Here is a 17,467-nt window from a genome sequence, read left to right as displayed (position 1 = left end):
TGAAGGAACAGAAAAACCAGGTGAAGGAACAGAAAAACCAGGTGAAGGAACAGAAAAACCAGGTGAAGGAACAGAAAAACCAGGTGAAGGAACAGAAAAACCAGGTGAAGGAACAGAAAAACCAGGTGAAGGAACAGAAAAGCCAGGTGAAGGAACAGAAAAACCAGGTGAAGGAGTAGAAAAACCTAATTTACCAGAAAAAGGACAAGGTTCTTCTAATAATCAACAACTTCCAGCTACAGGACACAATACGAATTACGTTCCATTCATCGGTTTTATGCTTCTGTTACTAGGAATACGTTTAAGATTCATGGCTAAAAATAGTTAAAAGATGTATAAAAGGCATCAGAGATTATACAATCTCTGATGCCTTTTAAATTAATACAGATAAATATTTTAAGCTTCAATTACGCTAAGCATTCTGTTTATAAATGCAGCTGCGTGTGCACGTTGTGATGGTCCTTTTGGTACGAATTGATTAAATTCATTACCTTTTACAATTCCATATCCATACACTCTTTGTACTTCTTCTTTAGCGTAAATTAAGTTTTGGTCTACGAATGGTAGTTCAACTTGTTTTGCAAAAATACCAGCGTGTTTTAGAGAACGATCAATCATAATAACAGCTTCTTCGCGTGTAATTGTAGTATTTGGATCAAATGTATTATCACCACGTCCGCGGATTATGCCTGCGCTTGCTGCACGATTAATACCGTCTCTTAAAGATGGGTGTACTTGTTCTAAGTCTGTGAACTTAGCGTTTCCACTTGGTAATTGTAAAGCACGAGTAATTAGTGTAGCAAATTCAGCACGCGTTACAAGACGCTCTGGGAAGTATTTGCCGTTCCCTTCTCCTTGCATAATGCCTCTAGCTGCTAATTGACGAATGTCTTGTTCATACCATCCACCTGTAATGTCATCAGTTACGGGATTTTTTTGGTTTTCCTTATAGTATGTTTCAGTTCCTTTTAAGAAAGCATTCCATTGTCCGCGTTGAATCATAAACGCAGGGCAGTTTTTTCCTGACCAAAATTGATGTTTTTGGACCTTATCTAGAGAAATATTTAAGTCGTTCATTAAATAAGCTGCCAATTTACGGGCATTTTCTACCGCTTTTTCATAGTTTCCATCTTGATTAACGGCAATTTCAATTCCGATAGATTCATAGTTTCCAGTTTTATTTCCAGCATGCCATCCAACTTCATTTACCGGAAGATGTTGATAAATTTCTTTATCATCTACTGTGAAATGCCAAGATGCGGCGCGATCAGCTGTTCCGCGTGCTTGGTTATCTAAGAATTTTGCATGATTTAGAGCATTAGCACCTTTCGCTGTATTAGCCGTTTCGTGAATCGTAATATATTTAGGTACCATCGGGTAGCCAGGGCGAATATCGTCATTTCCTTTTGGGACAATCATTTCTTTAAATGTAACGCCATAAATATTGTTTGTTTGTAGAGCTTCCGGAGCTCTCAATAAACTATTTTTAGCAGTACGACTGTTTTTTAGTAATGAAGCTTTTGTACCTTCAAATGTAGCAGAAGGTGCATAAATCCATTTTGCTGTTTCGTTTATTTGGACTTTAAACCAATTTCCAGCTTGTTCAGTAGGAGTAATGACTTGTGGTTGTAGTTTCCCTTCTTCTTTAAACGATTGGAACGGAAGGGCATGTATGGAAGCTTCTTCTTTTACGATTAATTTTTGGTTAGATAGTTTATGAATCTCTTGAACTTCTAAGCTATTATCATTGTTATCTATCCATCCAGCGCCAGTTGGCGTCGTTATGTAGTAAGCATTTCCTTTTTTCTTTGTCGCCGTTACGACTTGTTCTGTAATCTCGATATTCGATTTGTTTTTTAAATCATTCGCGGTATATAATGAATGTTTTTTTGAAGTGTATAGTAGGAATTGGCCAGTAACCTCGATATCTTCTTCATGAGTACTATGCTCATTAACATGCTCCTTAATACTTTTAAAAACTTGATCCTCCGTATATACTTCGGCGGATTTTTCAGCACTCTCTGCAAATGAATAAGTAGGTGCAAGAACAGTTTGTAATGCAAGAGAGAGAGTTAATACACTATAAAATTTCTTTTTCATATTTTTTTTTAACACATTAGATTATAAAATCTAGTGTTAACATTCCTCCTTTATATATTGTATTTTCGCTATGTAACGATTTTTTGTACTAATAAATTTTAACAAGAGAAAATCATGATGTCTATATACATGAGCGATATTCATAAAAAGAATTATTTGAAAAAATGTAAGAGAAACAGGTAAAACCTTCTGTATTGACCTGTAAACGCCCTTCAAGTAAACTAAAGAGAGTTTGCAAATGAAAAGGTGATAATGTGTTAATTTCAATTAAAACGTTACAAGATGATCGTTTTTTACGTCCGCTACAAAATATTGGCGGCTTATTTTTTGAAGATAGTACGATTGGATTTGAACAAGAGGAAGCGAATCTGATCGTTGATATACACATTGAGGATAATGTGAAAGCATCCGCTCGATTAACGGATGTTAGCACAGGAAATGTGTATGAAGAAACATTCTCGAAAGATTTATCTGCTTTCACAGATGAAAAAGAGCGTATGAAGCAAGTGAAGCATGTTGTTTCTTATGTATATCTTTCTGTTCTTCAGCAGTTAACTGGACTTGAACAAAGCTGGGGTATTTTAACGGGAGTACGTCCGACGAAACTTCTTCATAAAATGCTTCAAAATGGTATGTCAAAAGAAGAAGCGCATCAAGAACTTCGTGAAAGTTATTTAATTCATGAAGAGAAAATTGAACTTCTTCAGCGTATTGTTGATTGCCAATTAGCAGTTGTTCCGGATTTATACCGTTTGAAAGAAGAAGTAAGTATTTATATCGGTATTCCGTTCTGCCCAACGAAATGTGCATACTGTACATTCCCGGCTTATGCGATTAATGGACGCCAAGGGTCTGTTGATTCGTTCTTAGGTGGTTTACATTATGAAGTTCGTGAAATTGGTAAGTTTTTAAAAGAAAAAGGTGTGAAAGTTACGACGATTTATTATGGCGGCGGTACACCTACAAGTATTACAGCAGAAGAGATGGATATGCTGTATGAAGAAATGTACGAAGCGTTCCCAGACGTGAAAAATGTACGTGAAGTAACAGTTGAGGCAGGTCGTCCAGATACGATCACGCCAGCCAAGCTAGAAGTGTTAAATAAATGGAACATTGACCGTATTAGTATTAATCCACAGTCATACCATCAAGAGACACTAAAAGCAATTGGACGTCATCATACTGTAGAAGAAACAATTGAGAAATACCATTTAGCTCGTGAAATGGGAATGAACAATATTAATATGGACTTAATTATTGGTCTTCCTGGTGAAGGGTTAGATATCTTCAAGCATACGTTAGATGAAACAGAAAAGTTAATGCCAGAATCATTAACAGTTCATACGTTATCATTTAAACGTGCTTCTGAAATGACGCAAAACAAACGTAAATATAAAGTAGCAGGTCGCGAAGAAATTACAGCGATGATGCACGAAGCAGAAGAATGGACGCAAAAGCATAATTACGTACCATATTACCTATATCGTCAAAAGAATATTTTAGGTAACTTAGAGAACGTTGGTTATGCAATGCCGACGCAAGAAAGTATTTACAACATTGTCATTATGGAAGAAGTACAATCAATTATCGGACTTGGTTGCGGTGCATCAAGTAAATTTGTTCATCCGAAGACGGGGGCAATTACGCACTTCGCGAATCCGAAAGATCCAAAATCATATAACGATGGCTTCGTAAAATATACAGAAGATAAATTGAAAATTTTAGAAGAGCTATTCGCATAAGAAGAAAGAGGTTGTTCCGAGTCGGAACAACCTCTTTTTATCCTGCAGTAACGGGGGGCCGATTATATCTTGTCAGTTTTTGTCGGTAAGTCGATAGATTCGAAAAATCGCCGGTATAATTTCATTTACCGTCTAGCGGTACCGTATGTAAAACTATGTCGATAATAATCAGAAAAATTAGTCAAAACATTGAAGGACAATGTCTACTTATAGACGAAATGATAGATTTATGAAAGAGAAAAGGGGGAAATTGTTGGCATGTACATGACGATAGGGAGAATTTTTGATTTATCTGTTGGTAAGTATACGAATAAAGAGGCGTTAGTGGAACCTGAAAAAAATATTCGCTGGACATATAAACAGTGGGATGAACAAATAAATAAAACGGCACACGCTTTATTAGAAGACGGAGTAAGAAAGGGAGATACAGTATCTGTTTACTTATATAACTGCCATGAATTTGTAAACGTTTACTTAGCTTGTGCAAAAATTGGTGCAATTTTTAATCCGATTAACTTTCGCTTAAAGGCGAAAGAAGTATCTTATATTCTTCAGGACGCATCCTCGAAAGTCGTTGTCTTTGAAAAAGCAGTTGAGTCAACTGTTGCTATCATTGAACGAGATTTTCCAAATACATCTTTTTGGTCTATAGAAAACGATAAACCTTCCTATGCAAGTTCCTACCATGAAAAAGTGAATGCAGCATCTTCTGAGAAAGTAAATATCGAAATTGATGAAATGGATTATTGTTCAATGCTTTATACGAGCGGTACGACAGGTCATCCGAAAGGCGTGTTACATCGTCATCGTGAAATGGCTGAGCATAGTATGATTTGTACGTATTTCCTAAAATATAATAGAGATAGCGTTGGGCTTGTTGTTGCGCCTTTATATCACTGTGGTGAATTAAATGCCGGAATCATACCACGCATTCAAGTTGGCGGAAAAAATGTCATTTTGCATCATTTTGATACAGAAACAGTATTACATACGATTCAAGAAGAAAAGATTACGACGTTCTTTGCAGCACCGACGATGTGGAATATGTTGTTGCAAAAAGATTTAACTCAGTATGATTTAACGTCAATGAAAATCGGTATATATGGCGGAGCGGCAATGGCACCGGCGTTAGTGAAGGAATGTAAAGAACGTCTTTATATTGACCTTGTTCAAATATACGGAATGACAGAAATGGGACCAGTTGTGGCGTTTCTCGTAGAGGAGGATCAAATTACGAAAGCTGGTTCAGCAGGCACGCCATGCTTTAGTCATGAAGTTCGTATTGTGAAACCGAACGAGGATGCACCGGCAGAACCAGATGATGTATTACCTCCTTATGAAGTAGGAGAAATTATTTTACGCGGCCCAACTATGATGGCTGGCTATCATAATCGTGAAGAGGCGAATAAAAAATCGATGTATAAAGGATGGTATCATTCTGGTGATTTAGGATACTTTGATAAGGATGGTTATTTATTCGTTGCAGATCGTGTTGATGATATGGTAATTAGCGGTGGTGTAAATATTTACCCTCGTGAAATTGAAGATTTCCTTCATAGTCATCCCGGTATATTAGATGTGGCGGTACTTGGTGAGCCAGATGAATTATGGGGAGAGCGTGTTGTAGCAGTTATTGTGAAGAAAGATGAAACAATAACAGAAGCTGATTTAGAAACGTATTGCAAAGAAAGTGACGAATTAGCAGATTATAAGCGTCCACGTCATTATTTATTTGTAGATGAACTTCCACGTAATGCGAGCGGGAAGTTGCAGAAGTTTGTGCTGAGGGAGTCACTGAAAGGTGCGAAAAAATAGAAAATGAAGGATACCCCATATCTATGGGGTATCCTTCATTTTTCTGTATTAAACAGAAGAAACAATATCTTTGTTAATTCTTAAATGTTCTGTTCTTTTGTAGAGGTTGGGAATTAAGTGAATATCAGTCACTTTATATTTACTTAATTCTCATTTCTTCTTGGTGAAGGTTAATTAGCGCATTTGAAATAAGGTGGAAAAACAAAATGGATGTAATGTCCAAAAAGAAAAGACACCTTAAGGTGCCTCTCTCCGACTTGAACCATTTCATTTCATACGAATCGGAATCTATCCGTATTACCATTACCCCTTTGTTATGAGTGTAAACACACACTATAAAGCAGAATCGTCTATATACACTAGATTGTTAGTTCACAAAAGACAAGAGATTTGAGATCAATATCGAAGTGACGCCACATCCCCTATAATAATCGATATGTTACGCCTTTTAAAAGAATCTGCTTTATAGAACGTGCCCACAAGTTATATTTTACTACATGTAATATTCATTTAGTGTATTTTTTAATGAATATGTATAATTACATAAACTGTATGAAAAAAAGAGAGTATACTCTAACATTTTGTAATAAAGATAAAGCCCGCTTACGGAATAGGGGGCTTTTCTTACTTTTTATAGATATTTATTCCAATTATATTATCAGATGAATCTAAACGAATATACACGTCAGCTGATAAAAGGTGTGCATTATATATTCGTTGTTTATATGTTGATATCTCGAAGCGTTTTCCATTTAATTCACATTCTAGAATAATCATATCGCCATGTTCTTTCCAATTTATTAATTTAGCAGTTGTATTCATATAAACCTCCTCTGAATCATTTTATGAAAATTAATAAAGATAGTGTGAGAAAGGAGTTTATATAACAAAAAAAGACACCTTAAGTGTCTTTTTTGATTACTATAAAAGTCGTTGAATGAAATAGGTTTCTATTTTTATTTACGTGAAAACCCTTCTTCATCAAGGTATTCCGCAGCTTCTGGATAAGAGTTGAATGTACCGTCTAAGTTTACACCAGCGTACACGTTCCACATGTCATCCTCTGAAATAAGAGTAAGAATATGACCATCTTCGTTCTGCCATTCTTCTTCTTTCGCAGGTTCTACAGGTGCTACTACTTCTTCTTGTGATAGAAGGTCAATTGATTTCTCAATTACTGAACGTAACTCTTCTGCTGAAAACTCACGGATGTTAACCATACCCTTATCATCCGTTTTGTAACCTTTAATACCGCTTGCATACACAAATCCATTTCCATTTGGGTGTAAATGAAATACAACGTTCTTTTTATCTAAACGACTTTCTTCAAAGTGGAAGTTTACACGTTTTAATGATACGTTCTTTCTTTCTAGTTCTGGGAAAGATTCAATAATCGATAATTTTTCTTCAAAAGTTAGCATAGTGCCTCCAAGTATATAGTAAAAGATTTAATTTGTTCATTATAGCATAGTTGCAATTGTTTCCAAAGATAAGGGGGAAACTTTTCATTGAATACGTTTACGTCACGAGAATGTAAAAAGTGAGCTAACGAATGTATCTTTTTAGGTGTACAATGGAACATGGACTTTATACAAAGGTGGTTTTTTTATGTTTCAAAAAATAGCAAAGGAATGTTTAGCAGGATTTACTGTTGCGATTGTTGCGTTGCCACTTGCGATTGCATTTGGTATTGCTGCGACAGGAACGTCTGAGGGAGCGCTTGTTGGATTGTATGGTGCGATTTTTGCAGGTTTATTCGCAGCGTTATTTGGCGGGACACCTGGGCAAGTAACGGGGCCAACTGGACCGATTACCGTTATTGCAACAGGAGTTATTGCGACGCACGGGTTAGAGGCAAGTTTTATTGCCTTTATGATGGCAGGATTATTTCAAATTTTATTCGGTGTATGTAAGCTCGGTTCTTACGTTCGATATATTCCGTATCCTGTCGTTTCAGGATTTATGAATGGTATTGCATTAATCATTATTTTAGGCGAAATAAAGCACGTACAAAATAGTTTTCTACTTGTTGTGTTAACGATTATTGTAATGATTGTTTCTGGCAAATGGATTAAGGCGATTCCGTCTAGTTTAGTAGCACTGGTCGGTGTGACAGCTTTGCTTCCTTTATTTTCTTCTCTACTCGAAGGACTTACAGTAAAGTTACCGATTATCGGAAATCTTTCACTAAATAAAGTAATTGAAAAGATTGGAACTATTCCAGAAGCGATACCTACGCTTCATATTCCATCTTTAAGTGGAACAGGAATAGCAGCACTTATTTTACCAGCGCTTAGTATTGCTTTGTTAGGGTCGATTGACTCGTTGTTAACATCGGTCGTAATGGATAATGTGACAGGTACACGTCATAAAAGTAATAAAGAGCTCGTTGGACAAGGTATCGGTAATATGATGAGCGGATTGTTTGGCGGATTAGCAGGTGCAGGTGCGACTGTAAGGTCTATCGTGAATATAAGAAGTGGCGGTAAAACGGCACTTTCGGCATGTATGCATAGTGTTATCTTATTTATTTTTATTATGGGTCTTGGTTCGGTCGTACAATATATTCCACTTGCTGTATTATCAGGTATTTTAATTTTAACTGGTATTGGAATGTTCGATTGGGGAAGCATGAAAAAGATGCATGTCGCTCCTAAAGGTGATGTCGTTGTTATGCTCGTAACGATGATTGTAACGGTGAAGTTCGATTTAATGATTGCTGTTGCCTTCGGTATTATTCTTTCGTTCATCATATATATGGTGAAATGTAAAGAACGTAAAACTTCTATCGTAAAAGAAAGAGAAGAAACGTACACAATTCAAGGGCCGCTCTCTTTCCTATCAGTAGATCGTATTTTCTCTACTTTACAAGATGTGAAGTCACCGGTTGTTTTACGTATGAAAGATGTGCGTTATATGGATGTATCAGGAGCTATGGCATTATTAAATTTTGTTGAGCAATCAAATAAAGTAGGAGCAAGTGTAAAGCTTGAGCAAGTACATCCGAGTATTGAAAAAACAATCATAGTAATGGCAAGCGATGAACAGAAAGAACAATTGAAAATCTTAAGTGCTTAGATGGTAATTAGAATATCTCACAATTTTACATACATTATAATGTAGAGTTGTGGGATATTCTTATAATGTTTTTAGTAATATGTACTGCATTGATAGAGAAGAGCTCTTTTTGAGTTACGAAAACAGCTATAATGTGTACATATAATGGAAGGAATTAGAAATTATAGTGTGAAGAGATAGGCGTGAATTGGTTCGCTTTTCTATTTTGAAAAAAAAACCAAGTATTCAACGTATAATAAATTTGTTATGATAACCAATGGGATAAAATGAATCCCTATCGCTTAAAACAATATGTTTGAGAGTATATGTATAAAAGAAAAGAGAAAAAATATGAATAAAACATTTGTAAAAGGAGCAGCAATTTTAACCATTACAACTTTTTTGTCAAAATTGCTTGGTAGTTTTTTTCAAATTCCATTACAAAATATTGCAGGAGATGAAGTGCTCGGTATTTTTCGCCTTGTTTTTCCTGTATATATGATTGCTCTTACATTATCGGTAGCCGGAGTTCCACTTGCAATTTCGAAACTAATTGCAGAGTTGAACGAAAAAAATAAGCAAAAGGAAATTGCGAAATTATTTACATCAGCGTCAATTATAGGAATAGCATTTGGCGTTTTCGGCTGTTTAGTCATTGTATTATTTTCTATTGAAATTGCAAATATGCTTGGTGGACAAGAAACTAGAATGCCGTTGCTTATTACTTCATTAGCATTACTCATTGCTCCATACATGGCAGTTTATAGAGGGTATTTTCAAGGTTTCGGTGATATGAAACCAACAGGGGTATCACAGGTCATTGAGCAATTTGTACGTGTGTTTTTTATGTTAATAATTGCTTACATACTAGTATCATGGGATAAGAGTAATACTGTTATTACTAGTGGTGCGATGGTTGGCTCTTTTCTTGGAGTCATTAGTTCCCTTATATATTTGCGTATAAAATATAATAGAAGTCCATACTACAATAAAAGCAATTCCTATTCACTCCGAGATTTAAGAGAAAACGGCAAAAAGATATTGCGGGTATCGATCCCAATCGCTATCGGAGCTTTATCAATGCCACTTTTAAATTTAGTAGACTCGCTTACAATACCGCATGTATTACAAGGATCATCAACAGAAATTCAAGAACAATTTGGAATATACAGTCGCGGTTTTGCATTCACGCAAATAATTGTTATTTTTGCAAGTGCAATTGTATTTCCGTTAATACCACTCTTAACTTCCGCATTGGCCAAAAGAGATATAAATTTGGCGAAAATAACAATTCAAAATACAAATCGACTAGCGCATGTTTTGACAGCACCGTTAACAATATGGTTGATGGCATTAACAGTACCGTTAAATGTCGGATTGTTCACAGACGTAAAAGGCAGTAGTATGTTAACAGTTATGATTGGCAGTTCGTATTTTACTGCGGTTATGGTATTATCAATAGGTGTTTTACAGGGCATTAATCGTTCTGCACAAGCTGCATGGATTGTTATTGGTGCGAGTTGTGTGAAAGTCGTGTTAAACATAATGTTCGTGCAGAAGTTTGGCATAGATGGAGCGGCGTATAGTACATTCATTACTTACGTATTGATTTGTATTGTAAATCATTTGTATATTCGAAGCTATATTGCCTATTCTATTCATTTAAAAAGCTTTTTTGGTGTGCTAGCAATAGCATCTATTTTAGGACTAGGATTGTATGAACTATTTAATGTGATAGATGTTACATTTTCAAGAATTATGACGTTATTATTCAGTGGTATAGCATTAAGTATTACAACCATTTTGTATGGTGTATGTGCTTTGAAATTAAAATGGATATCAATAAAAAAAATACCATTTTTGAAAAGATAAATATAAAAATTTAATTTTTTATTAAAATTCATATGAGCTGATAAAGAGGAAACTATGTAGGGTATTAAGTGTTTAGGTAAGGAATGGGTACCAGTTTATGTTAGATGAAATAAACGGTTACCTAGTTTTGGAGGAGATTTAGGGTGCGTTTAGTCTTATCAGGATATTATGGTTTTTATAATGTTGGAGACGAGGCGATTCTACAATCAATTATTGAATCGTTAAGTAAAGAGAACCCGGATATAGAACTAGTAGTACTATCAAATGATTCTAAATATACAAAGGAAATGTATGGTGTAGAATCGGTAGATCGCTGGGATATAAAAGCTGTTTATCATGCGATCAAAAACAGTGATGGAGTTATTAGTGGTGGCGGGAGCCTTCTTCAAGATCAGACAAGTACGAAGAGTATTCTATATTATACGGGTATTATGGGACTCGCTCGATTATTAAAAAAGCCGTATTATATTTATTCACAAGGAATAGGTCCAATTACAAAAGGATATAATCGTCTATTAGTAAAATGGAACTTGTCAAAAGCTTCCTATGTATCAGTTCGAGATGAGGATTCGTTTTTATATTTAAAAGGACTTGGCATAAAAAACGATATTGAAATTGTTCCAGACCCTGTTTTAACATGGAAACGGACAAAACAATCGGATTGGTTGCAAAAGCATTCGATACATGGAAAAGTAATCGCGGTTAGTGTGCGTTATTGGAATGCAAAAGAAGATTATATAAAAAAATTAGCTGCGGCATTAAAAAAATTAAAGCAAGAAGGATATCAAATTCTATTTGTTCCAATGCATGAGCCATTTGATCAAAAAGCTTCGCGTGAAGTAGTAGACTTAATGGGAGAAGAGACGTATATGCTTCCATATAAAATGGATATCGACGAGAAAATATTCATTTTATCACAATGTTCATTACTAATTGGTATGCGTCTTCATGCACTAGTTTTTTCTGCTGTAGCCAAAACTCCAATGGTCGGGATTTCATACGATCCGAAAATTGATTCGTTTTTAAGTCAAGTGAATCAGCCAGTTATAGGAAGTGTGGATGGCGAATGGAGTGCTGAATATTTATATGAAATTGCGAAAAAGCAATTAATGCAACAAGGAACTGTGCAGCAAGAGTTACAATTGACAATAGATGAGCTTCGGTTGCAAGGCAAACAGGCAACAAAGAAACTCATTGATCATATGGAAAAAGGCACTTTATTAAAAAAGTAAAGTGTCTTTTATTTTGTTTTGAATGTAATGAAAATTCTAATTAAAAAACGTTTTATTTTAATTCCTATTTATTATGCTAAAATGATTGTGAGTATTATATAATCAAATTTGTGATAATAAATTCGTAGATTACGAGGAGGATAACCTTGAAGACTTTTTCAAAAGGTATAACAGCAGTGGCATTAACGGGATCATTACTTTTAACTCCTATTTCAAGTTATGCGGCAAATGATGATATTACAGGACATATGTTTGAGACGCATATGCGCTCACTTATTACTAAAGGAGTTTTAATGGGGTATGGAGACAATGTATATGCGCCTGATAAATTAGTAACAAGAGCAGAGTTTGCTACATTCATAGCAAGGGCTTTAAATTTACCGAAAGCTGATTCGAATTTCAAGGATGTGCCGAAGACTTACGGTTTATATGATGGTGTAAGTAGAGCATATGGAGCGAAAATTATTAATGGTCGTACGAACGAGACATTCTCACCAAATGATGTGATTACACGTGAAGAAATGTCGATAATGGTAAAGCGAGCGTTAGACTATAAAAATATTAAAGTAGCTGTAAGTCCGCTTACCTTTACTGATAAAGATAGTATTAACTATAAAGAGCATGTGCAAGTTATGGTGGCTACTCAAATTATTAAAGGGTATCCAGAAGATAATACATTTAGACCACATCTATCAGCTACAAGAGGGATGGCTTCAGCTATGTTGGATCGTATGCTTCAGACGATTGAAAAAAACGGAAATAGCAATCCTGTAGAAACTAAGAAATATGTTGTGACAAATGTAAGAGAAAACGGAACAGAGCAAGAAGTAGAGCGCTATAATACGTATAAAGAAGCGGTTACGGCTGCTCAAAATAAAGGTATGAATGCGGTAAAATACGAGAACGAATTTTTATGGATTAAAGATGGTTTTGCAAGTGCGAAAAGAATAAGTGGGCAAAACATCATTAATATTTATGATGAGAATTTGTCAACAGTATATACGTATATTCAGTATGGAACAGAATTGAAAGTGTTAGAAGTTGGCGAAGATCGTGTGAAAGTTCAACTTTCTGGTTTGACAGGTTATGTGAAGAAGAATGAAATCACTTTAATTCCTACAAATGAAATGAAACAGTCGTCTTATTATGTGAAATCAGATGGATATTTATACCATAAATATTATACATATAATACAAGTTCACCTGGATATACAGAATTTAGATATGGTGTGGCACCTTCTTTCATGAAGCAAGGACAGCAAATGTATAGTGTAGATGGAAAGACATTCGGAGACGAAACTTTCTATCAATATTTCAATTATTTATCATTACGTTCGAAAACAGATTATACAGCTGAACAACTAGATAGTTATGTGAAATCGATTAAGCCAGACTCTCCATTAATTGGTTTAGGAAAGAAATTTAAAGAAGTAGAAAGCAAGTATAATGTAAATGCATTATTCTTATATTCATTAGCAATTCATGAAAGTTATTATGGAACAAGCGCTCTTGCAAAAGACAAAAATAATTTATTTGGTTTAAAAGCAACAGACGATAGTCCATATGGTAACGGAGAAGCATTCAATTCAAAAGAAGATTGTATTGAACATGCAGCAAAATTATACATGAATGAAGGATATTTAAATCCAGGACATTGGCGTTATACAGCAACATATACAGGTGATAAAGCTGCTGGTTTAAATGCGAAATATGCATCTGATGCGAACTGGGGTAAAAAAGTAGCGGGGCATATGAACCGTTTTGATTCTTATTTAGGTAAAAAAGAATACAACAAGTACAAACTTGCACGTGTGATGAATAACGTGGAAGTGAAAAAGAATCCTAGTATATCAAATGAGCGACTGTATCGTTTAAATACAAATGTAGTTGTCACAGTTACTGGTGAAGAAATAATAAATGGAAAAGCGTGGGTTAAAGTTATTTCAGATAATCCTACTGTAACAGAAGCGTATATTGCAAAAGAAAGCTTAGAATACGTAAAACATTAATTAAATAAAAAAGAAGGTGCTACTGACATTTCGTAGCACCTTCTTTTTTATTCAATTTCAAAATCAACAATGATATAAGCGAGTATAACAACGAAGAAAATACTAACGGCTGGCGCTGTTAATACGTGGCCAGACATAAAGCCGATGCCAAGTGATAGAATGAGTGTGCTCGCTAATAGCATATACTTTACGGTCATGATTTTCTTAAAGTTTGTGATCATGCGGATGAATAATTTAATACCAAAGTATAGAAGCGGTATTAAGTAAATAAGGAAACCGACAATTCCAAAGGCGAAAAATAGGTCATGGAAGTCCATTTCAATTAATTTAATTTTATCTGTGTAGTTACCAGCGTAACCCATTCCGAATAGTTTTTGTGAAAGCGGTGCGTCTTTATAGTACTGTTTGTATGTTTTTAAGAATTTGTCGCGATCACTGTAAATCAAACTTTTCATTTCAGAATCTGTAAGTTCACCTTTTGCATGTTTTTTTGTATCTTCTGGATCTTCTTTAATTACTTTTCCTTCTTTTCGATCTTTTTCTTCTTGTACTGATTTTTTGTATTCATATATTTGCATGTGAATGCCCATATTTTTTGCGATAGGAGTATGCGGTGTAAGAACAATTAAACCTCCTAGTATAACTGCGGCAACAACGGTATTTACAATATGTGTGAATCCTTTTCTTTCTTTTTTACGATTTATCATGTACTCAATGAATGAGAAGAAAAGTGCTACGCCTAATGTAATCACAATTGCGCCATATCCGACTTTCGTTCCGACCATAATACTTGCATACATCGCAAGTATTGTTGGAATCCAGTAATATATTTTCGAGAAAGAAGTTGTTTTATGAATCGAATATAAGACAATGATTGGGAACATAATGGCGAAAAGAGAACTTAAATCATTTCCAGCGAAGAACCAACCTCTTGAACCGATTTTTGAATGAGGATAGCTTGGGAAATCCGTTCCAGTTTGCATTGCGACAATCATTGTGATGCTTAAAATTAAAGTTGCATATAAGAAATATGTAATGATTTTATGAAATACATACTCTTTATTTTTTAGCTCTTTAAAGGCGATAATATATCCAAACAGTAGCACAATTGGATATACGCTCTTTAAAATGAATTTAACTTCTTCTCCAAATGAAACTGGAGATTTAACCATCATATTATTTACAAGACCGATTGCGAGTGCGATTCCGAGTAAACATAAATAGAGGATGTACTTTTTCGCATCTTGTTGTTTGTGATGAAGAAGTAGGTATCCTAATGCAAGAAGCATAAAGGCGAAACGGACTACAACTCCAACTGTTGCGCTCATGTGTAATATATAGATTGAAAAAGATGTTAATAAATCTAAAATTGGTTGAAACACAATGAATAGCAATAGGAAATGTGGGAAGTAGTTATCCGTTTGTTTCAACTTATTAACCATATGTTCCTCCAGTTCTTCATTCCTTTATTACAACACCCAAAAGATGGGTATAAAGCCTTTTTTACATAGTAAGGCGAATGAATTTCAATATTTGTTTTTTTATCAAACTTAAGAATACACCATTTCATTGTAATGGTAAATAGATGAAAAGCATGGATAAACCGACTTTAATTTCTATATTTTTCAACGGAATTGTATGTTTTATACGGTATATGTACAAATTGCGAGATTATTAGACAGAAAATTGAGAAAAAAGAAGGATTTTTCAATGGTTCTCTATAATTATATAAGTATAATCTTTATGGAGAAAAGAGGGGTATATATAATGGAAATAACAAGTAAAACAGAATCTGTCGTTGTGAAATATGAAGGCCACGTTGCAACAGTTATGGTCAATCGCCCAGAGGTGTTAAATGCGTTAGATGAGCCGACATTAAAAGAGTTATTACAAAAGTTGAAAGAAGTAGCGGAAAGTTCTGCGCATATCGTTGTGTTATGTGGGAACGGCCGTGGTTTTTCTGCGGGTGGGGATATTAAATCGATGCTTTCAAGTAATGATGAAAGTAAGTTTGATGGCATTATGAATACTATTTCTGAAGTTGTCGTGACGTTATATACGATGCCAAAGCTTGTTATTAGTGCAATTCATGGACCAACTGCAGGTCTTGGGTTAAGTATTGCGTTAACAGCTGATTATGTAATGGCGGATATATCATCTGTTATTGCGATGAACTTTATTGGAATCGCTTTAATTCCAGATGGAGGCGGTCATTTCTTCCTTCAAAAGCGCGTCGGTGAAAATATGACGAAGCAAATTATTTGGGAAGGCAAGAAATTATCAGCGACAGAAGCGCTTGATATCGGCTTAATTGATGAAGTAATCGGCGAAGATTTCCAAACGGCTGTGAAGCAAAAAATTAATGAATGGTCACAAAAACCGATTAAAGCAATGATTCAAACGAAGCAAATTTTATGTGAAGTAAATCGCTCTAATTTAGAGCAAACATTGCAATTAGAGAAGCGTGGTCAATATGCAATGAGACAAACAGCGGATCATAAAGAAGGAATTGCTGCGTTTTTAGAGAAACGTTTACCAGCATTTAAAGGGGAATAAAGTGAAGTGAGGATTTTGTCCATTCCTCACTGATTATTAGCTCGTTAATTCGGGATAAAGGGGAGAAAGTGCTAACACATTTTAGTATAATTGTGTTAGCACTTTTTTTAAGGAGTAATACATGAAGAAAATGATCGGTGTTATTACTATTATTTTGCTTACATATTCTGCTTTGCATAGTACACCATCTTTGGCAGTTCGGACTGCGTTGTTTTTTGAGGGACATCCAAGTGTTGCATTTTCTGATGGGGTGACGAAAGAAAAAGATGTGAAAAAAGAAGCGATTCCAGATGAGTATCAAACTCTATATGGTAAGGACGAAGACTTAGAGCACTATTTCTTTCCACATGTAAGAGCACATGGATCAGGAATTGATATGTTAAGTGCGTGCGTGAAGAAAAAATGGTTTTTCTATAAAGCAGAGCTCGGATGTTATTAAATATAGGAGGATGAATGATGTCAGCATATAACAAGTTAGTAAGAGATCGTGTTCCAGAGAAGATTTTAATGTCTGGAAAAACGTATACAGCACAAAAATTAACAGGGCAAGCATACATACAGGCTTTAGCGAAAATTGGAACGGAAGAAATTCGTGAATTTGCTTCTATGAAAGAACGCGAACATGCGCTAGATTCTCTTGCGGATGCGCTAGAAGTTATCATTTCATTAGCACGTGCAGAAGGTGCATCGATTGAAGATGTAGAACGCCTTCGTAAGAAAAAAGAAGTAGAGCGCGGTGGATTTGAAAGAGGTATTTATTTATTAGACGTTTCAGAAGAATAGTTTTATAGGAAAAGCATAGCGTTAATGAGTAACGCTATGCTTTTTTGTTGCAATGAAGCTAATAATGAAGAAGCTAGCTGTTAATATCCAGCCGATTGTAATAGAAGTAGTAGTATGAATGGCATAAGAGATTTGTAAACAAAATAATGATGCTAAAAACCAAATGAGTGCAATGTGTATATATTTTTTTGATATATTCATATTTCAGGACTCCTTTTGTATACTAAAAAGAATTTTACTACAATTTAGAAAATTAAGCTATATAAGTAGAGGTTTTCTGGCGGATTTTGTATACTGAATA

General features: G+C 35.0%; 15 protein-coding genes. 10 read left to right on the top strand and 5 right to left on the bottom strand.

Features of this window, described 5'->3' with window-relative positions; all coding sequences use genetic code 11:
• A partial coding sequence (locus tag AC1Q51_RS14400) for an LPXTG cell wall anchor domain-containing protein (RefSeq protein WP_400154333.1) occupies positions 1 to 328 on the top strand: 328 nt, incomplete at its 5' end.
• A 68-nt stretch (positions 329 to 396) separates the two neighbouring features.
• Here AC1Q51_RS14400 and AC1Q51_RS14395 read toward each other — a convergent pair.
• Entirely contained in the window at positions 397 to 2,100 is a 1,704-nt protein-coding gene (locus AC1Q51_RS14395) for an S-layer homology domain-containing protein (protein WP_000726527.1), read from the bottom strand.
• Positions 2,101 to 2,354: 254 nt separating this feature from the next.
• On the opposite strand from AC1Q51_RS14395, the gene AC1Q51_RS14390 reads away from it, so the two are divergent.
• Together AC1Q51_RS14390 and AC1Q51_RS14385 are read left to right on the top strand one after the other, a co-directional pair.
• The gene (locus AC1Q51_RS14390; protein ID WP_000908776.1) at positions 2,355 to 3,842 is read left to right on the top strand and encodes a coproporphyrinogen III oxidase; all 1,488 of its coding nucleotides are present in this window, start codon (positions 2,355 to 2,357) and stop codon (positions 3,840 to 3,842) included.
• 258 nt (positions 3,843 to 4,100) lie between these two features.
• Positions 4,101 to 5,657, top strand: a complete 1,557-nt coding sequence (locus tag AC1Q51_RS14385) for a fatty acid--CoA ligase (RefSeq protein ID WP_075716845.1) — start codon at positions 4,101 to 4,103, stop codon at positions 5,655 to 5,657.
• 624 nt (positions 5,658 to 6,281) lie between these two features.
• On the opposite strand, the gene AC1Q51_RS14380 is transcribed toward AC1Q51_RS14385, so the two are convergent.
• Positions 6,282 to 6,479: a hypothetical protein gene (locus AC1Q51_RS14380; protein WP_001098258.1), complete on the bottom strand. Its 198-nt coding sequence runs from the start codon at positions 6,477 to 6,479 to the stop codon at positions 6,282 to 6,284.
• Positions 6,480 to 6,613: 134 nt separating this feature from the next.
• Complete coding sequence (locus AC1Q51_RS14375; RefSeq protein ID WP_000954998.1) at positions 6,614 to 7,078, bottom strand: hypothetical protein; 465 nt, start codon at positions 7,076 to 7,078, stop codon at positions 6,614 to 6,616.
• Positions 7,079 to 7,265: 187 nt separating this feature from the next.
• Between AC1Q51_RS14375 and AC1Q51_RS14370 the strand changes: the two genes are divergently transcribed.
• The 4 genes from AC1Q51_RS14370 (at position 7,266) to AC1Q51_RS14355 (ending at position 13,827) form a co-directional block, all read left to right on the top strand.
• A complete protein-coding gene (locus AC1Q51_RS14370) occupies positions 7,266 to 8,735 on the top strand; it encodes a SulP family inorganic anion transporter (RefSeq protein WP_492331568.1) in 1,470 nt (489 codons plus the stop codon).
• 330 nt (positions 8,736 to 9,065) lie between these two features.
• Positions 9,066 to 10,586 carry a putative polysaccharide biosynthesis protein gene (locus tag AC1Q51_RS14365; protein ID WP_061660968.1) on the top strand — a complete coding sequence of 507 codons (1,521 nt, stop codon included), beginning with the start codon at positions 9,066 to 9,068 and terminating at the stop codon, positions 10,584 to 10,586.
• Positions 10,587 to 10,729: 143 nt separating this feature from the next.
• Positions 10,730 to 11,818 (top strand): polysaccharide pyruvyl transferase CsaB, encoded by a 1,089-nt coding sequence (gene csaB, locus AC1Q51_RS14360; RefSeq protein ID WP_001241596.1) that lies wholly within the window; start codon positions 10,730 to 10,732, stop codon positions 11,816 to 11,818.
• Between the two features lie 146 nt (positions 11,819 to 11,964).
• On the top strand, positions 11,965 to 13,827 hold the full coding sequence (locus tag AC1Q51_RS14355) for an S-layer homology domain-containing protein (RefSeq protein WP_492331567.1): 1,863 nt from the start codon (positions 11,965 to 11,967) through the stop codon (positions 13,825 to 13,827).
• 47 nt (positions 13,828 to 13,874) lie between these two features.
• Here AC1Q51_RS14355 and AC1Q51_RS14350 read toward each other — a convergent pair whose 3' ends face one another.
• A complete protein-coding gene (locus tag AC1Q51_RS14350) occupies positions 13,875 to 15,269 on the bottom strand; it encodes an O-antigen ligase family protein (protein ID WP_098854747.1) in 1,395 nt (464 codons plus the stop codon).
• Between the two features lie 301 nt (positions 15,270 to 15,570).
• Here AC1Q51_RS14350 and AC1Q51_RS14345 point away from each other — a divergent pair, with 301 nt between their 5' ends.
• The 3 genes from AC1Q51_RS14345 to AC1Q51_RS14335 all read left to right on the top strand — a co-directional run bounded on the left by AC1Q51_RS14345 (position 15,571) and on the right by AC1Q51_RS14335 (position 17,166).
• Positions 15,571 to 16,383, top strand: coding sequence for an enoyl-CoA hydratase (locus AC1Q51_RS14345; protein WP_001999174.1), 813 nt, complete (start codon positions 15,571 to 15,573; stop codon positions 16,381 to 16,383).
• A gap of 121 nt (positions 16,384 to 16,504) precedes the next feature.
• Complete coding sequence (locus tag AC1Q51_RS14340; protein ID WP_000738198.1) at positions 16,505 to 16,822, top strand: YjcN family protein; 318 nt, start codon at positions 16,505 to 16,507, stop codon at positions 16,820 to 16,822.
• Between the two features lie 17 nt (positions 16,823 to 16,839).
• Positions 16,840 to 17,166: a nucleoside triphosphate pyrophosphohydrolase gene (locus AC1Q51_RS14335; protein ID WP_001277348.1), complete on the top strand. Its 327-nt coding sequence runs from the start codon at positions 16,840 to 16,842 to the stop codon at positions 17,164 to 17,166.
• Between the two features lie 21 nt (positions 17,167 to 17,187).
• Here AC1Q51_RS14335 and AC1Q51_RS14330 read toward each other — a convergent pair whose 3' ends face one another.
• Positions 17,188 to 17,367 (bottom strand): hypothetical protein, encoded by a 180-nt coding sequence (locus tag AC1Q51_RS14330; protein WP_016513660.1) that lies wholly within the window; start codon positions 17,365 to 17,367, stop codon positions 17,188 to 17,190.
• Positions 17,368 to 17,467: the final 100 nt, after the last annotated feature.

It is taken from the genome of Bacillus sp. MT94, from assembly GCF_058792475.1.
The sequence above is the reverse complement of the archived record's forward strand: the minus strand, read 5'-3'. Positions and strand labels throughout refer to the sequence as shown.

Bases quoted from the DNA above. Each gene is read 5' to 3' on its own strand.
- AC1Q51_RS14395 (WP_000726527.1), bottom strand. From the start codon at position 2,100: ATGAAAAAGAAATTTTATAGTGTATTAACTCTCTCTCTTGCATTACAA.
- AC1Q51_RS14385 (WP_075716845.1), top strand. From the start codon at position 4,101: ATGTACATGACGATAGGGAGAATTTTTGATTTATCTGTTGGTAAGTAT.
- AC1Q51_RS14380 (WP_001098258.1), bottom strand. From the start codon at position 6,479: ATGAATACAACTGCTAAATTAATAAATTGGAAAGAACATGGCGATATG.
- AC1Q51_RS14375 (WP_000954998.1), bottom strand. From the start codon at position 7,078: ATGCTAACTTTTGAAGAAAAATTATCGATTATTGAATCTTTCCCAGAA.
- AC1Q51_RS14370 (WP_492331568.1), top strand. From the start codon at position 7,266: ATGTTTCAAAAAATAGCAAAGGAATGTTTAGCAGGATTTACTGTTGCG.
- AC1Q51_RS14365 (WP_061660968.1), top strand. From the start codon at position 9,066: ATGAATAAAACATTTGTAAAAGGAGCAGCAATTTTAACCATTACAACT.
- AC1Q51_RS14350 (WP_098854747.1), bottom strand. From the start codon at position 15,269: ATGGTTAATAAGTTGAAACAAACGGATAACTACTTCCCACATTTCCTA.
- AC1Q51_RS14345 (WP_001999174.1), top strand. From the start codon at position 15,571: ATGGAGAAAAGAGGGGTATATATAATGGAAATAACAAGTAAAACAGAA.
- AC1Q51_RS14340 (WP_000738198.1), top strand. From the start codon at position 16,505: ATGAAGAAAATGATCGGTGTTATTACTATTATTTTGCTTACATATTCT.
- AC1Q51_RS14335 (WP_001277348.1), top strand. From the start codon at position 16,840: ATGTCAGCATATAACAAGTTAGTAAGAGATCGTGTTCCAGAGAAGATT.
- AC1Q51_RS14330 (WP_016513660.1), bottom strand. From the start codon at position 17,367: ATGAATATATCAAAAAAATATATACACATTGCACTCATTTGGTTTTTA.